This window comes from Roseicyclus sediminis, assembly GCF_025515305.1.
Lineage (GTDB): Bacteria > Pseudomonadota > Alphaproteobacteria > Rhodobacterales > Rhodobacteraceae > Roseibacterium > Roseibacterium sediminis.
In genome coordinates, this window is sequence record NZ_JAOPHT010000007.1 from 1 (window position 1) to 14,112 (window position 14,112).

General features: G+C 68.3%; 14 protein-coding genes. 6 read left to right on the plus strand and 8 right to left on the minus strand.

Annotated features, from left to right (window positions below):
• Positions 1-904: 2-oxo acid dehydrogenase subunit E2 (locus N8I71_RS10685; RefSeq protein ID WP_262877972.1), on the plus strand; the 904-nt coding region annotated here is incomplete at its 5' end.
• 163 nt (positions 905-1,067) lie between these two features.
• Entirely contained in the window at positions 1,068-1,403 is a 336-nt protein-coding gene (locus N8I71_RS10690; protein WP_262877973.1) for a carboxymuconolactone decarboxylase family protein, read from the plus strand.
• A 51-nt stretch (positions 1,404-1,454) separates the two neighbouring features.
• Here N8I71_RS10690 and N8I71_RS10695 read toward each other — a convergent pair whose 3' ends face one another.
• The 4 genes from N8I71_RS10695 to polA are packed head-to-tail and all read right to left on the minus strand — an operon-like array spanning position 1,455 to position 5,765.
• Positions 1,455-2,018, minus strand: a complete 564-nt coding sequence (locus N8I71_RS10695; RefSeq protein WP_262877974.1) for a YdeI/OmpD-associated family protein — start codon at positions 2,016-2,018, stop codon at positions 1,455-1,457.
• A complete protein-coding gene (locus N8I71_RS10700) occupies positions 2,015-2,596 on the minus strand; it encodes a pseudouridine synthase (protein ID WP_262877975.1) in 582 nt (193 codons plus the stop codon). The genes N8I71_RS10695 and N8I71_RS10700 overlap by 4 nt, the downstream gene beginning before the upstream one ends.
• The gene (locus N8I71_RS10705; RefSeq protein ID WP_262877976.1) at positions 2,593-2,952 is read right to left on the minus strand and encodes an MmcQ/YjbR family DNA-binding protein; all 360 of its coding nucleotides are present in this window, start codon (positions 2,950-2,952) and stop codon (positions 2,593-2,595) included. Before N8I71_RS10705 ends, N8I71_RS10700 begins: the two co-directional genes overlap by 4 nt.
• Entirely contained in the window at positions 2,952-5,765 is a 2,814-nt protein-coding gene (polA, locus tag N8I71_RS10710; RefSeq protein ID WP_262877977.1) for a DNA polymerase I, read from the minus strand. Before polA ends, N8I71_RS10705 begins: the two co-directional genes overlap by 1 nt.
• On the opposite strand from polA, the gene N8I71_RS10715 reads away from it, so the two are divergent.
• Positions 5,745-6,254: a hypothetical protein gene (locus tag N8I71_RS10715; protein ID WP_262877978.1), complete on the plus strand. Its 510-nt coding sequence runs from the start codon at positions 5,745-5,747 to the stop codon at positions 6,252-6,254. The two genes, polA and N8I71_RS10715, sit on opposite strands and share 21 nt — an antisense overlap.
• Before the next feature lie 4 nt (positions 6,255-6,258).
• Here N8I71_RS10715 and N8I71_RS10720 read toward each other — a convergent pair whose 3' ends face one another.
• The 3 genes from N8I71_RS10720 to N8I71_RS10730 all read right to left on the minus strand — a co-directional run bounded on the left by N8I71_RS10720 (position 6,259) and on the right by N8I71_RS10730 (position 8,615).
• Positions 6,259-6,453, minus strand: coding sequence for a zinc-finger domain-containing protein (locus tag N8I71_RS10720; RefSeq protein WP_262877979.1), 195 nt, complete (start codon positions 6,451-6,453; stop codon positions 6,259-6,261).
• Positions 6,454-6,641: 188 nt separating this feature from the next.
• The gene (locus N8I71_RS10725; protein WP_262877980.1) at positions 6,642-7,022 is read right to left on the minus strand and encodes an HIT domain-containing protein; all 381 of its coding nucleotides are present in this window, start codon (positions 7,020-7,022) and stop codon (positions 6,642-6,644) included.
• A gap of 15 nt (positions 7,023-7,037) precedes the next feature.
• A complete protein-coding gene (locus N8I71_RS10730) occupies positions 7,038-8,615 on the minus strand; it encodes a beta-1,6-N-acetylglucosaminyltransferase (RefSeq protein WP_262877981.1) in 1,578 nt (525 codons plus the stop codon).
• A 183-nt stretch (positions 8,616-8,798) separates the two neighbouring features.
• Between N8I71_RS10730 and N8I71_RS10735 the strand changes: the two genes are divergently transcribed.
• The 3 genes from N8I71_RS10735 to N8I71_RS10745 all read left to right on the plus strand — a co-directional run bounded on the left by N8I71_RS10735 (position 8,799) and on the right by N8I71_RS10745 (position 11,822).
• Positions 8,799-9,617: a sulfotransferase family protein gene (locus N8I71_RS10735; RefSeq protein WP_262877982.1), complete on the plus strand. Its 819-nt coding sequence runs from the start codon at positions 8,799-8,801 to the stop codon at positions 9,615-9,617.
• Positions 9,618-9,748: 131 nt separating this feature from the next.
• Positions 9,749-10,975, plus strand: coding sequence for a tetratricopeptide repeat protein (locus tag N8I71_RS10740; RefSeq protein ID WP_262877983.1), 1,227 nt, complete (start codon positions 9,749-9,751; stop codon positions 10,973-10,975).
• Between the two features lies 1 nt (position 10,976).
• Complete coding sequence (locus tag N8I71_RS10745; protein ID WP_262877984.1) at positions 10,977-11,822, plus strand: FecR family protein; 846 nt, start codon at positions 10,977-10,979, stop codon at positions 11,820-11,822.
• A gap of 9 nt (positions 11,823-11,831) precedes the next feature.
• Here the strand turns inward: N8I71_RS10745 and N8I71_RS10750 are convergent, their stop codons facing one another.
• Complete coding sequence (locus N8I71_RS10750) at positions 11,832-14,027, minus strand: CHASE2 domain-containing protein (RefSeq protein ID WP_262877985.1); 2,196 nt, start codon at positions 14,025-14,027, stop codon at positions 11,832-11,834.
• Between the last annotated feature and the right edge of the window lie 85 nt (positions 14,028-14,112).

Here is a 14,112-nt window from a genome sequence, read left to right on the forward strand (position 1 = left end):
CATCGCGGCTGACAAGGGCCTGGATCTCTCGGCGATCAAGGGGTCAGGGCCCCATGGCCGCATCGTGAAGGCCGACGTCGAGGGCGCGGCCGCTGCTCCCGCGGCAGCCGCCGCACCGGCACCGGCTGCCGCCGCGCAGGCCGCTGCGGCCCCTGCGGCCGCCATGCCCACCGGCCCGGGCGCCGCGCAGGTCGCCAAGATGTACGAGGGCCGCGAATACGAGGAAATCAAGCTCGATGGCATGCGCAAGACCGTCGCCGCCCGCCTCACCGAGGCCAAGCAGACGATCCCGCATTTCTACCTACGCCGCGACATCCGCCTCGACGCGCTGCTGAAGTTCCGCTCGCAGCTGAACAAGCAACTGGAAGGCCGTGGCGTGAAGCTTTCGGTCAACGACTTCATCATCAAGGCCTGCGCCAACGCGCTTCAGGCCGTACCGGACGCCAACGCGGTCTGGGCGGGCGACCGGATGCTGCGGCTCAAGCCCTCGGACGTGGCGGTGGCCGTGGCGGTCGATGGCGGCCTCTTTACCCCGGTCCTGAAGGACGCGCACCAGAAGTCGCTCTCGGCGCTTTCGGCCGAGATGAAGGACCTCGCCACCCGCGCCCGCGACCGCAAGCTGGCGCCGCATGAATACGTGGGCGGCTCCTTTGCCATCTCGAACCTCGGCATGTACGGGATCGACAATTTCGACGCCGTCATCAACCCGCCCCACGGCGCGATCCTCGCGGTCGGCGCGGGCGTGAAGAAGCCGGTGGTGGGCGCGGACGGCGAGCTTGCCGTCGCGACCGTGATGAGCGTGACGCTCAGCGTCGATCACCGGGTCATCGACGGCGCGCTCGGGGCCGAGCTTCTGCAGGCCATCGTCGACAATCTCGAGAACCCGATGGTGATGCTCGCCTGAGGACAGGAACCGCGACGCCGGGGAGGATCGGCGGCGCATCTCGCGGGGCCCGGGCGGAGACGCCCGCGGCCCCGTTTCCTTTGAAGCGTTTGATCTGCCGCAAGGAAATGCCGACGGGGGGCGCCTATGCGGGTCCGGACCGATGCCCCGGAAAGGACCCCAGATGGACTGGAAAGACACGCTCCGCCACACCTCCTCGATCCTGAGGCCGATGCGCGCCGAGGAGGCCGCCACGGCTCAGGGCTTCCATGCCCTGCACGAGGCGGCACTCGCGGAAGGCGCCCTCTCGACCAAGCAGAAGGAGCTGATCGCGCTCGCCATCGCGGTGTCGAAGCAATGCGTCGATTGCATCGGCTTCCACGTGAAGGCCGCGATCCGTGCCGGCGCGACGCGGTCCGAGGTGGCCGAGATGGTGAATGTCTGCGTCCTGATGAACGGGGGCCCGGGCTACATGTATGGCGCCAAGGTGATGGAGGCCTACGACCAGCTTTCGGGCTGAAACGGCCCTGAAAGACCATGGTTTCTTGCGCGTTTCTCCGTGAAACGCCCGCTAGCGTCGGAACGGCGAGGGCCTCAGGCCCTCCCCCGCGCTCTCGACCACGTCGGCGATGCGTTTCCCGCGCGTCTCCGGCGTCTTGGCCGTCTTGATCCATTCCAGCGTGCCGCGCCTGACGCTGCGCGGCCAGCTTTCCCACAGCGGCGCATGCCCGCCCAGGGCTGCGGCGAGGTCCTCAGGCACTTCCAGGCGTTCGACATCGTCGAGGAAGGACCACATGCCGTTTTCCACGGCCAACGCGATCACCGCCTCGCCCGCCGCCGCCATCCGCCCCTCGGCCCGCATCCGCGCCACGATCTCCTTGTTCACGGCCGACCAGGCCGAGCGCGGATTACGCGGCGCGCAGCGATGGCGCATCCGGTCCTCGTCGAGGGCCGCGACCTGCCCGTCGACCCACCCCCAGCACAGGAGCTCCTCCACGGCCTCGCCCCAAGGCAGGTAAGCCGTCGTGTGCTTCTTGTAGCTGGCGATCCAGACGCCGGGCGACGTCGCGTGATGCGCCTCAAGCCAGTCGCGCAGCGCCGCGCGGCTTTCGACGGTGACGATCTCGTCACTCATGCCTGCAACTCCTTCCAGCCGCCGGGCGGCAAACCTTCCAGCGTGTGCGGCCCCACCGACCAGCGGATGAGGCGCAGGACCGGCAGGCCCACATGCGCGCACATGCGCCGCACCTGCCGGTTCCGGCCCTCGGTGATGGTGAGCTTCAGCCAGGCGTCCGGCACCGACTTGCGGAAACGCACCGGCGGATCGCGCGGCCAGAGCCAGTGGGGCTCCGCGACCGCCTCCACCGCGGCAGGCCGCGTCGGGCCATCGTTCAGCGTCACACCCCGGCGCAGCGCCGCCAGCGCCTCCTCCCCCGGAACACCCTCGACCAGCACGAAATAGGTCTTCGGCGTGTTCGCCTTGGGGCTCGTCAGCCGCGCTTGCAGACCGCCGTCATTGGTCAGGAGCAACAGTCCTTCACTGTCGCGGTCGAGCCGCCCGGCCGGATAAAGCCCCGGCATCTCGAGCACCCGCCCCAGCCCCGGCCAGTTCCCGTCATCGGTGAACTGGCTCAGCATGTTCATCGGCTTGTTGAACGCGACGAGGCGGGTCGGACCCCGCTCGCCCCTCGGCCTCGGGCGCGGACGGCTCATGCGGCGCCGGCCTTCCATTTGGCCAGCCATCGCTTCGGCGCCGCTTCCTCCCATGTGCGTCGCAGCCGCGCCTCGGCCCAGTCCCGGTCGATCCGGCCGGCGGCGACGAGGATCAGGCCATGGTTCGCGTAGTGGTCGTGGTGGACGAATGTCTCGGGGTCGGCGGCACGCAGAATCTCGCGCTCCTCGATCGTGCCCTTGAAGACGGCGGCATCGACGTAGGGGCTCCACCAGCACCACATCCTGCCATGCGCCTTGAGGTTCGGGTTGCCCCAGCTGACGGCGTCCTCGACCTTGGGCAGGCCGAGCGACAGGGCGAGGGAGCGCAGCTCCTCCCAAGACGCGATGGCGGCCATCAATGCGCCTCGGCCCAGTTGGCCCCCTGCCCCGCATCGACGACAAGCGGCACGTCGAGATGCACCGCCGGATGCGCAGCCCCCTCCATCACCTCACGCGCCGCCGCGATGAGAGGATCGACGGCCTCGGCGTCGACCTCGAAGAGCAGTTCGTCGTGCACCTGCAAGAGCATCTTGGCAGGCAGGCCGTCGATCGCATCCTCCATCCGGATCATCGCGCGCCGGATCACGTCCGCCGCCGTCCCCTGGATCGGCGCGTTGATCGCCGCGCGCTGCGCGAAGCCCGCCGTCGGCCCCTTGGCGTTGATCTCGGGCGTGTTGATCTTGCGGCCGAACAGCGTCTTCACATAGCCGTTCTTCTTCGCGAAATCCTTGGTCGCCTCCATGTAATCCCTGATGCCGGGGAAGCGCTCGAAATAGCGGTCGATGAAGCCCTGCGCCTCGGCCCTGGGGATGCGCAGGTTCCGCGCAAGGCCAAATCCCGAGATGCCGTAGATCACCCCGAAGTTGATCGCCTTGGCCTGCCGCCGCACATCGGGCGTCATCTGGTCGAGGGGCACGCCGAACATCTCGGACGCGGTGGCGGCATGGATGTCCTGCCCCTCCCGGAACGCCTGTTTCAGCGCGTCGATCCCGGCGATATGGGCAAGGATGCGCAACTCGATCTGAGAATAGTCGAGCGAGACCAGGACCTTGCCCTTCTCCGCCACGAAAGCCTCGCGGATGCGGCGGCCCTCCTCGGTGCGGACGGGTATGTTCTGCAGGTTCGGATCGGTCGAGGCAAGCCGCCCGGTATTCGCGCCCGCGATGACATAGCTCGTATGCACCCGCCCCGTCTCGGGGTTGATATGGTCCTGCAACGCGTCGGTATAAGTCGACTTCAGCTTCGACAGCTGCCGCCAGTCCAGCACCCGCGCCGGCAGGTCATGGGTCGTGGCGAGGTCCTCCAGCACGTCCGCCGGTGTCGAATACTTGCCGTTCTTGCCCTTCTTGCCTCCCTCGAGGCCCATCTTCTCGAACAGGATCTCGCCCAGCTGCGCGGGGCTTCCGACGTTGAAGGTCTCCCCCGCCAGTTCGTGGATCTCCGCCTCCAGCCCCGCCATCTTCTGGGCGAAGGCGTTCGACATGCGGCTGAGCGTGTCGCGGTCGACCTTCACGCCCGACCGCTCCATCCGCGCGAGCACCGGGACAAGCGGGCGCTCCAGCGTCTCGTAGACGGTCGTCACCTGCGTGCGATGCAGTTGCGGCTTGAACAGCTCCCACAGGCGCAGCGTCACGTCCGCATCCTCGGCGGCATAGGGCGCGGCCTTGTCGATCTCCACCCGGTCGAAGGTGATCTGGCCCTTGCCCGATCCGATCAGGTCCTTGATGGGGATCGGATGGTGCGAGAGATACCGCTCGGAGAGCGTATCCATACCGTGACCGTGAAGGCCCGCGTTCATCGCGTAAGACATCAGCATCGTGTCATCGATGGGCGCCACCTCGATCCCGTAGCGCGCCAGCACCTTCACGTCGTATTTGGCGTTCTGCAGGACCTTGAGGACCGCGTCGTCCTCCAGCAGAGGCTTCAGCGCGGCCAGAAGATCATCGAACGCGATCTGCCCCTCGACCAGGCTCGCCCCCTCCGCGAAGAGGTCCTCGCCGCCGCCGCTCACATGCCCCACGGGGATGTAGCACGCACGCCCCGGCTCCACGCAGAGCGAGACGCCCACGAGGTCGGCCACCATCTCGTCGAGCGAGGTCGTCTCGGTGTCGATCGCCACCACGCCCCGCGCCCGCGCCGCCTCCAGCCAGGGCTGGAGAGCTTCCATGTCGCGCACAGTCTCGTAGCTTTCGTGCGCGATCGGCGGGTGCTCGGGCGCGGCCTCCGCCACGCTTTCGGCCTCCGCGCCGCCCGAATCGTTGTCGGCGATCACCGGGGCATCCACCCCGAGGCTCTCCGCGATCCGCTTGGTCAGCGTCCGGAATTCCATCTCGGCCAGGAAGGCCATCAGCCGCTCCGCCTCGGGCTCCAGCACCTCCAGGTCGTCGAGCGTCTCCTCCATCGGCACGTGATCGTCGAGCGTCACGAGCCTTCGCGACAGGCGGATCTGGTCCGCGTTCTCGATCAGCGTCTGGCGCCGCTTGGGCTGCTTGATCTCCTCCGCGCGCGCCAGAAGCGTGTCCAGATCGCCGTATTCGTTGATGAGAAGCGCGGCGGTCTTGATCCCGATCCCCGGCGCGCCGGGAATGTTGTCGACGCTGTCGCCCGCCAGCGCCTGCACGTCGATCACCTTCTCGGGGCCGACGCCGAACTTGGCCTCCACCCCCTCCGCGTCGATCCGCAGGTTCTTCATCGCGTCGAACATCTCGACGCCACCGCCGACCAGCTGCATCAGGTCCTTGTCGGACGAGATGATCGTGACGCGCCCGCCCGCCTCGCGCGCCTGGCGCGCCAGTGTCGCGATGATGTCGTCGGCCTCGAAACCTTCCATCTCCAGGCAGGCGATGTTGAAGGCGCGCGTCGCCTCCCGCGTCAGGGGTATCTGCGGTCGCAGATCCGCCGGCATCTCGTCGCGGTTGGCCTTGTAGAGATCGTAGAGGTCGTTGCGGAATGTATGGCTGCCCTTGTCGAAGACGACCGCCGCATGGGTCGGCGCATCGGCCCCGTGATCCTTGATGATCTGGTTCCACAGCATGTTGCAGAAGCCCGACACGGCCCCGATGGGAAGGCCGTCGGATTTCCGCGTCAGCGGCGGCAGCGCATGGTAGGCGCGGAAGATGAACGCCGACCCGTCCACGAGGTGAAGATGATGACCCTTGCCGAACGCCATTCCGTCCTCCGCACTTGCTCGTTCCGGTTCTACCCCGCGCTCCGCGCCGGTGCGACCGTGTTTTTCACAGGCGCCGCCGCCGCCCTGTCGCAGCAGATGACGCTCGACCCCGAATGCCGCTTCACGATGGACAGCCCCGACAGCTGCTCCCACGTCATCGCCTGCATCGGCACCGAGACCCTTTTCGTCGGCGGCGGCATCGGCTGGGACAGCGGGCGGCTCGAAGGCCGGCTCGACACCGGCGCGGCCTGCATCGGCGACTGGGACAATGCCAAGGGCCAGGCCCGCTTCGCCTGCGAGGACGGGACGGCGGGCACGGTGCAGTATTTCCGCCGCGACGATCCAACCGGCACCGCCATCGGCATCGGCGAGACGGAGGACGGCCGCACGGTCGAGGCCTGGTCGGGAGAGAACGTGCTCGATTACATCCGCCGCGAAACCCGCGAGGTGGTGCTGCAATGCGGCCCCGCGACGGTTCCGCTGGCCTGAACAGTCAGGTCCCGCTGCCGGTCGCGGCGTCCGCGAAATCGGCGTGCACGAACTTCTTGTCGCAATAGCCGCATTCGACGAAACCGGTATCCCGGTCCAGGGACAGCCAGACGCGCGGATGGCCAAGCGCGCCCTCGCCGCCGTCGCAGGACACGCGCCAGGCGGTCACGATCTCGGTCTCGGGGGGCGGGATGGGCATGGGGCTGATCCTCGGTCGCTCGTCAGGGGCCGATATGGCAAATTGACGTCAGCCCGGCAAGTCCGCTCTGCCCCTTTCATCTTTCCCTGAAATACGCCGGGGGAGGCCGCAGGCCCCGGGGGCGGAGCCCCCGAAACCGAGCCGTCAGGCGAGACAGGCGGCGCGCAGCCCCCCCGGGGGCTGCTCCGTCAGGCCGGCTGGAGCATCCGTCCGAGCGGGCGGCCGGCGAGAATGTGCATGTGGTAGTGCGGCACTTCCTGAACCGCATCCATGCCCGCATTCGACAGCGTGCGGTAGCCCGCCCCGCCCTCGCCCGGCGCGATCCCGGCCGCCGCCACGATCCGCGCCGCCACGCGGTGGAAATCGGCGATTTCCTCGGCGCTCGCCTCCGCCGCAAAATGGTCGAAGGTGACGTAGGGCCCCTTCGGGATCACCAGCACATGGACCGGCGCCTGGGGACGGATGTCGTTGAAGGCGAGCGTGTGCTCGGTCTCCATCACCGTGTCGTTGGGGATCTCCCCGCGCAGGATCTTCGCGAAGATGTTCTGGTCGTCATAGGCATAGGCCATCGGCAAAAGCCTCCTTCAGTCGGAGAAGAGATAGGGCGTCTCGGCAAGGGCATACCCGGTGTCCGGGTCCATGTCGAAGCAGCTGCTCAGGACGGCGGCGTTCTCGGCCGTGCTGCGCCCCTCGCGCAGCCGCCAGTGGTTCTGGAACTCCGCCTCGCGGATGCGCACGGACTGGTCGTCGAACTCGTGGCGCAGGGTCGGCAGCATGCGCTGGATCACCTCGTCGGGCGTCTTCTCGGTGGCGAGACCGACACGGCGGGCATGGCCCACGAGATACTGATCGTCGAAGACGCATTGCAGCTCGAGAATGCGTGCGTTGGCCCGGTCGGACATGAAATCCCGCATCAGGTCGATGTTCGCGGGATCGAGGCAGATCATCAGCCGGTCGGTTCCGTAATAGTCGAACAGCATCCGCATCAGCGCGCGGCGGTGGCGGTTGCGCTTCTCCAGCGTGCGTTCGATCCCGCCCAGGTGCGGCACCGGGCAGGCATCCTCGTCGAAGAGATACTCGATCCCCCGGATCGCCAGCCGGTCCTCGGCGGCGTGCAACATGCGCTTGGCGACATGCCATTTCTTGCAGACGATCATGAACAGTTCCCGGTCGGGCCCGAGCGTGCTCTCGCGTTCCCAGAACCGTGTGCCGAAACGCCGCCCGATCCGTCCGCGCCCCGTCAGGAAGGCATGAAGCTTCGGCCCCTCCTGCCCGACGGTGAAATCGGTGCGCCCCGAATCCCAAAGCGCGGCAAGCCGGTCCTTCAACGCGACCGCCTCCGGGCTGATCTTCCGCGCGAATAGGTCGTCCTGTGAAATCAGCAGGTCGTACTGGTCGTTGTAGAAGGTGACCGGCATTCCGTAGTCGCTGAACATCTTGAAGGTCAGCGAGCGGCTGGCGATCTCGCGGTCGGGCACGAGATGGCGCACCAGCGTCTGGAAGAAGGTCTCGTCGGGGATCCATGTGGTGCGGAAGAAGCGCACGACATCGGGCCTTTGCCGGATGAAGTCGAGGATCGCCTCGATCGTGCGGCGTCGCAGGCACCACCACTGGCTGCCGATCATCACCTGGATGTCGGCGGGGATGCGGCGTTCGAGGCCGAGCCGCCGCTGCAGCGCCATCATCCCGTAGAACAGCCGTTTCTGCGTGCGCTCGTTCACGACATGCCGATAGACCAGCCGCTCGCGTTTCAGGCCCGTCTTGATCCAGTCCGAGGCGAAGAAATCGAAACTTTCGATGTAGTCGCGGTCGGCGGCGTCGAGAAAGGCGTGGGCATAGGCCGCCGACTTCACGGGCGCGCAATCCCCTGAAAGCATGTAGAAATGGGTGGCGTCCGGAAACGCCTCGACCGCCGCCTCCACGGCGTTGAGCGTGGCGCGCACCAGGCTCCACTCGCCCCAGCCGCATTTCGCCCGCCGCGCCGCGAAGGTCACGTCCGCCCGATCGGCCAGCGCCTCGCGGATCTTCTGGTAGGCCTCGACCGGGGCGCGGGCATCGAAATGGATCGCCACGCAGTCTCCGGACGCCGTCAGCCGCTCCGCCTGCCGGATGATGGCGTCGGGGTCCTTGTGGCACAGAAGAATGAAGGCGATCTTTGCCATGCTCGAAACGGTAGCGCTCAGAACCTGTTTATTGTTGTGTCAGCCATAACGCAGGGCGATTGAAGAAACACGACTTCTTTGCTTCTTTGTCGCATGACATGGCCCTTGGGGCGCAAGACCGGTTGAACCGCAACAAGAACGACGCGACACACAGAGGCAACAGGCAGAGGCGAGACGGCACAGATGGGCTTCCCCGGAACCTGGATGACGACGAGCGAAAGCGTGGTCTACCGCGTGGTGCCGAAATGCGCCTGCTCGACCATCGGTCAGATCATGTACTACAGCGACAACGGCGAGTTCTTCGACGGCGACATCCACGATGCCACCGCCGGCATGCACAAATGGGCCTTCGACGCGAGCCAGCCGCTGATCGAGGCGAATATCCGTGCGCACAAGTCCTACGCCTTCACCTGCGTCCGCAATCCCTACACCCGCATCCTGTCCAGCTTTTTCGACAAGATCTGCGGCATCCAGCGCAACGGTCGGCGCTACCGCGGGAACCTCGTCCCCCTTCTGATCCAGAAATACGGCATCGATGTGGGCGGCGAGGACGGCAAGGAGGAGTTCGACCAGATCGCGAGCTTCCGCCGCTTCCTGCTGTTCGCGCGCGACACGATCCGCTGGCGCCGCCCGATGGACCCGGACATCCACTGGTCGTCCATGTCCGGCCATATCTCGACCTTCGTGGTCAATGGCGGGCGCTACGACCACATCTTCTGGACCGAGGCGTTCAACGACGGCATGCAGACCGTGCTCGACAATATCGAGATGGCCCATCCCGTCGATCTCGCCGAGGTGCCCCGCTTCAACGAGAGCGAGGGACACGGGCCCAAGCGGCTCCACCCGGTGGAGGACTACTTCGACGACCTGTCGATGCACCTCGTCTACGAGATCTACAAAAGCGACTTCGATCTGTTCCGCTACGATTTCGAGAACCCCGCCAACAAGATGCCGACGGGCGAGATCGACCTCGACGAGGTTCACGCCAAGCTCGGCGACTGACGCGCGCAGCCCGCGTGGCCGATTCGCCTCTGTGGCCGGCGAAGGCACGCGGATGCGGGAACCCGTAGTTGATTCGCTGTCCCGCCGCGTCTACCGTTTCGGCGTTTTTGTACGCTGTACGGTGGGATAGCATGTTCGAGACGAAGGAACCGCAGGTGCCGCAGCGGGCGCGGAAGGTCGTTCTTTGCATGATCGCCGCCGCCCTCCTGGCCGCGCCGGCCGCGGCGGAGGGCCTGGCAACGGAACGTCAGGCCGTGTTCGCCCGGATGCTGGACGCACCGGCCGACCGGGCGCTGATGCTCCGCTACGCGCAGCTTTCGGTCGCGCTCCGCGACTACGAGGCCGCGGTCTCGACGCTGGAACGCCTGATCGACCTCGAACCGGGCAACGCGACCGCCCGGCTGGAGCTTGCGACCGCCTATTTCGCGCTCGGCAACTACCCGCTCGCCGAATACCACCTCGCGGCGGCCTCGGCCTCGGGCGCGCTCGGGCCGGACCAGATCGCCGCCGCCAATGCCTACCGCGAGGCCGCCGCCGAGCGGGACGCGCCCAGCCGGATTTCGGGCTACGTGGCCGCCGGCGTCGTCTCGGCCGATGGCGAGACGGGTCTCGCACTCAGCGGCGCGCTCGACTGGCGGATCGACATGGGCGACGCCAACGCCACCGACTGGGTCACCGAGATGGCGGTCTCCAGCTATCTGCTCGACAGCGATGCGGGCGCGGATGCGGGCGACCGGCGGTCCTTCCGGCTGCGCACGGGACCTGAGCTGCGGCTGACCGGCGACGCCTTCGGTCCGCTCCTGCAACCCTATGTGGAACTGGAAGCCGTCCGGTACCCCGACGCGCCCGCCTCGGACTACGATGCGCTGTCGATCGGCCTGGCCTACCAGAATCCGCACACCGCCACGCTCGGCAGTTTCGCCGACATCTCGGTGGGCTGGGGCGAGTTCCGCACGACCGGCGCCTCGATCGACTTCCACGACATCGACATCGGCCTCGTCTACCGCCTCTCGCGTGACGCTCAGATGCGGCTGACCGGATCTTTCGGGTCCGAGGAAAGCGGGAACCGCGACGAAGACAGTCGCGGCCTGCGCCTGGACTATTCCCACCGGTTCGACGGCCCCGCCTCGCTCGGCGGCGACGACTGGAGGGCGGGCGGCTTCGCCTCGGTCGACTGGCGCGACATCACGGAAGCCGGCACGCCGAGGGACGAGACGCTCAGTGCCGGGGGCCTCTTCCTCCGGGCGGGCCTCGGCGGCGACCTTTTCGTCGAGACCCGCGCGAGCTTCCTCGACAGGGACGGCGCCAATCCCGCCTCCGAGACGGTTCTTTCGGTGCAACTGGGTTGGGAGTTCTGAGATGAACAGGCTTCGCAAGACCCCGCTCGCCGCCCTTCTGCTGGCCACCGCCTTGGGCTTGCCCGCCCTGTCGCAGGAGATCGGTACCGTCGCCTCCAGCGAGCCCACGCTGCGCGGAACGCCGCCCGGCGCCGGGACGCGCACACTGGCGCTCGGCACGGACGTCGTGGCCGACGAGACGGTGCAAAGCTCCGCCACCGGGCGCGGACAGCTTCTGTTTCTCGATCAGACGACGCTGTCGCTCGCGCCGAACACGACGATCGTTCTCGACCGGTTCGTGTTCGATCCGAACCGCGGCACCGGCGAGATCGGCCTGCAACTGACCGAGGGCGCGCTGCGCTTCATCGGCGGCACGCTCAGCCGCGACCAGGAGGCGGTGATCGTCACGCCGACCTCGACCATCGGCATCCGCGGGTCTTCCGCGCTGGTGTTGCACACCAACGGGCGCACCATCGCGATCTTCATCGCGGGCGACCGGCTCTGCATCGTCGTGAACGGCGCGCGGAGCTGCACCAGCCGTCCGGGCGGCGTCCTGACCGAGGATGGCTACCAGGGGCGGGTCGCGCCGGACTTCCTGGCCTATGTCCTCGGCCTGATCGACGGCGCGCCCGTGGTCGTCTCGCGCGGCGGACCGGGGACCGGCCCCGCGGTCGGGCCCGGACAGGGCCCCGCCTCGCCCGACGGGGAGGAGTTCGACCGCCAGATCTTCCAGGACGGGTTCGACGCCGACACGCTGACCGGCCTGATCGATGGTTTGTCAGAGCCCGAGGACCCGACGATCATCGAAGAGGAAGGCGGAGTGATCGAACCACCCCCGCCGGAGATCGGGTTCGACCCCGAGGTCTGAAGCGCGGGCCTACCGCTTGTTCAGCGCAACCTCCGCTCCGTCCCATTCGGGCGGCGGCGGGTCGAGCCGCCATGCGGCGATCCGATCGAGGTAGAGCTGCACAAGCGCGCCCGTGTCGCAGAAGGCCGGCTCCTGCCGGGCAATGTCGCTGAAGGCGTCCTCGGCCGCGTCCCAGTCCTGCGCGAGATAGGCCGCGCGCCCGACGCCAAGCGCGCCCGCGAAGGCGGCGAGGCCGGGGGTATCCTCGGGCAGGACCGTGAAGACCTCGACCGCGCGGGCGAAACCCTTGGCCGCGATCCGGTCGAGCGGCACGGCGATCAGCCCCGGCGGGCACCCCGCCGCCGCCTCGGGCCCCACGCAATTGGTGACGCCGTAGGCCCGCGTCAGCCCCTCGAGCCGGGCCGCGAGCGTCACGCTGTCGCCGATGCAGGTATAGCTCAGCCGGTCGCGCGAGCCCATCAGCCCGACGAAGGCCATCCCGGTGTTGAGGCCGATCCCCACGCGCACCGCGGGCAGGCCCGTCTCGGCCAACTCCGCGGTCGCCCGGGACACTGCCTGTTCCACGGCGGCGATGGCCTCCAACCCAAGGGCGACATGGTCGGGCGCGGCGATGGGCGCGTTCCAGAAGGCCATCACCGCGTCGCCCATGAACTTGTCGATGGTCGCGCCCCGGTCCACCAGCGCCTCGGCCACGGCGGAGAGGTAGGTGTTGACCAGCGCCACGACCCGGTCGGGCGGCATCCCCTCCGTGACGGTGGAGAACCCGCGCATGTCGACGAACATCACGGTCAGCTCGCGTTCGGCCCCGCCCGGCGTCAGCGCGGCCTCCGGGTTCGCCTCGATCCGGCCGATCAGCGAAGGCGGAAGGAAATAGGCAAAGCGCGCGCGAATGGCCCGGCGTGCCCGTTCCTTGGCGAGAAAGCCAAGCGTCGTGCCGGGCAGGAAGACGGCCAGGGCCGTCAGGGCCGGCATCACAGGGTCGAAGAGAACGCCCGCGTGCCGGAACGCGAGCGTTCCGCCAAGAACCACGCCCCCCGCGAGGATCGCCGCCGCCGCGACGCCGAGGACCGGCCTCTCGCGCATCTGCAGCGCGGTCAGCGTCAGGCCCGTCAACACGACGAGCAGCAGCTCCAGCCCCGGCATCCAGTCGGGACGGCTTAGGAAATCGCCCTCGACGATCTGCTCGATGATCTCGGCATGGAGCGTGACCCCCGCGATCGCCCCGTCAAGCGGCGTGGTGCGGATGTCGAACAGCCCCTGGGCGGAGGAGCCGACGAGCACGATCCGCCCCGCGACGCGCGCCTGCAGGTCGGGATCGATCCCCTCGGCCTCCAGCACGCGCCCGACGGGCGTCACCCTCTCGGGCGTGTAGCCCGCGAAATGGATGCGGAAGCGTCCGTCGGCCTCCACCGGGAAACTGAGCGCGCCGGTGCGCATGGCGACCGCGGCCACCGTCCCTCCCGAGACCTCGCCCGAGGCCTCGGAGGTGCGCAGCAGATGCCCCCCCGCCCCTTGCGCCACGCGGAGGAGCTCGGCGGCGAGCGAGGGCATGGGCGTGTCGCCGATCATCGTGACCATGGGAACGGTGCGCGTGACCCCGTCGGCGGTCCGCCCCAGGCTGATCGTGCCGAGCCCTGCGGCGGCGGCGGTCAGGCCCGGCAGGTTGACGATGGCCCCGGGAAAGGCCGTCAGCCCCGCGGGCCAGTCCCCGGTGACCGCGACACCGGCCTTTGGCAAAGGCACCTCGCCCTCGGCCGCGCCCGAGACCGAAAGGACCACCGGCCGCCCCTCGATGGCCTGGGCGAAGACGAGGTCATGGGGCGGCAGGCCGAGATCGGGCAGGACCGGCGGTATACCGGGGCGGAAACGCGTCCAGCTTTCGGCGATGCGCTCGGGCGAGGTGCGGTCGGGCTCGGCAAAGAGGACGTCGTAGCCCACTGCCGCCGCGCCATGTTCGAACAGCCGGTCGGTCATCGCGGCGAGGTAGCTGCGCGGCCAGGGCCATTGCCCGTAGGCGTCGAGCGCGGCCTCGTCGATGTCGATGATGTGCACGGGGGCCGCCGGGTCGTAGGGCCGTGGGCTCGCCCTCTGGTAGCTGTCGAAGACGGCGTCGCGCGCGCGTTCGAGGATAGGTGGCGCCAGCACGGTCAGCGCCACGAGCAGCGCCGTCATCGACAGGCCGAGCGCGAGGGTCAGCCGACGCATGGGCCGCCCCGGCCTGCGGCGGGTTCGCGACCCTGCTTCACGCCTGTCGGCACGCGCGTCACCTCCCTGCCACCACCTGTTACCC

Coding starts and splice junctions, on each gene's coding strand:
- N8I71_RS10690 (WP_262877973.1), top strand. CDS start 1,068: ATGGACTGGAAAGACACGCTCCGCCACACCTCCTCGATCCTGAGGCCG.
- N8I71_RS10695 (WP_262877974.1), bottom strand. CDS start 2,018: ATGAGTGACGAGATCGTCACCGTCGAAAGCCGCGCGGCGCTGCGCGAC.
- N8I71_RS10700 (WP_262877975.1), bottom strand. CDS start 2,596: ATGAGCCGTCCGCGCCCGAGGCCGAGGGGCGAGCGGGGTCCGACCCGC.
- N8I71_RS10705 (WP_262877976.1), bottom strand. CDS start 2,952: ATGGCCGCCATCGCGTCTTGGGAGGAGCTGCGCTCCCTCGCCCTGTCG.
- N8I71_RS10715 (WP_262877978.1), top strand. CDS start 5,745: ATGACCCTTGCCGAACGCCATTCCGTCCTCCGCACTTGCTCGTTCCGG.
- polA (WP_262877977.1), bottom strand. CDS start 5,765: ATGGCGTTCGGCAAGGGTCATCATCTTCACCTCGTGGACGGGTCGGCG.
- N8I71_RS10720 (WP_262877979.1), bottom strand. CDS start 6,453: ATGCCCATCCCGCCCCCCGAGACCGAGATCGTGACCGCCTGGCGCGTG.
- N8I71_RS10725 (WP_262877980.1), bottom strand. CDS start 7,022: ATGGCCTATGCCTATGACGACCAGAACATCTTCGCGAAGATCCTGCGC.
- N8I71_RS10730 (WP_262877981.1), bottom strand. CDS start 8,615: ATGGCAAAGATCGCCTTCATTCTTCTGTGCCACAAGGACCCCGACGCC.
- N8I71_RS10735 (WP_262877982.1), top strand. CDS start 8,799: ATGGGCTTCCCCGGAACCTGGATGACGACGAGCGAAAGCGTGGTCTAC.
- N8I71_RS10740 (WP_262877983.1), top strand. CDS start 9,749: ATGTTCGAGACGAAGGAACCGCAGGTGCCGCAGCGGGCGCGGAAGGTC.
- N8I71_RS10745 (WP_262877984.1), top strand. CDS start 10,977: ATGAACAGGCTTCGCAAGACCCCGCTCGCCGCCCTTCTGCTGGCCACC.
- N8I71_RS10750 (WP_262877985.1), bottom strand. CDS start 14,027: ATGCGTCGGCTGACCCTCGCGCTCGGCCTGTCGATGACGGCGCTGCTC.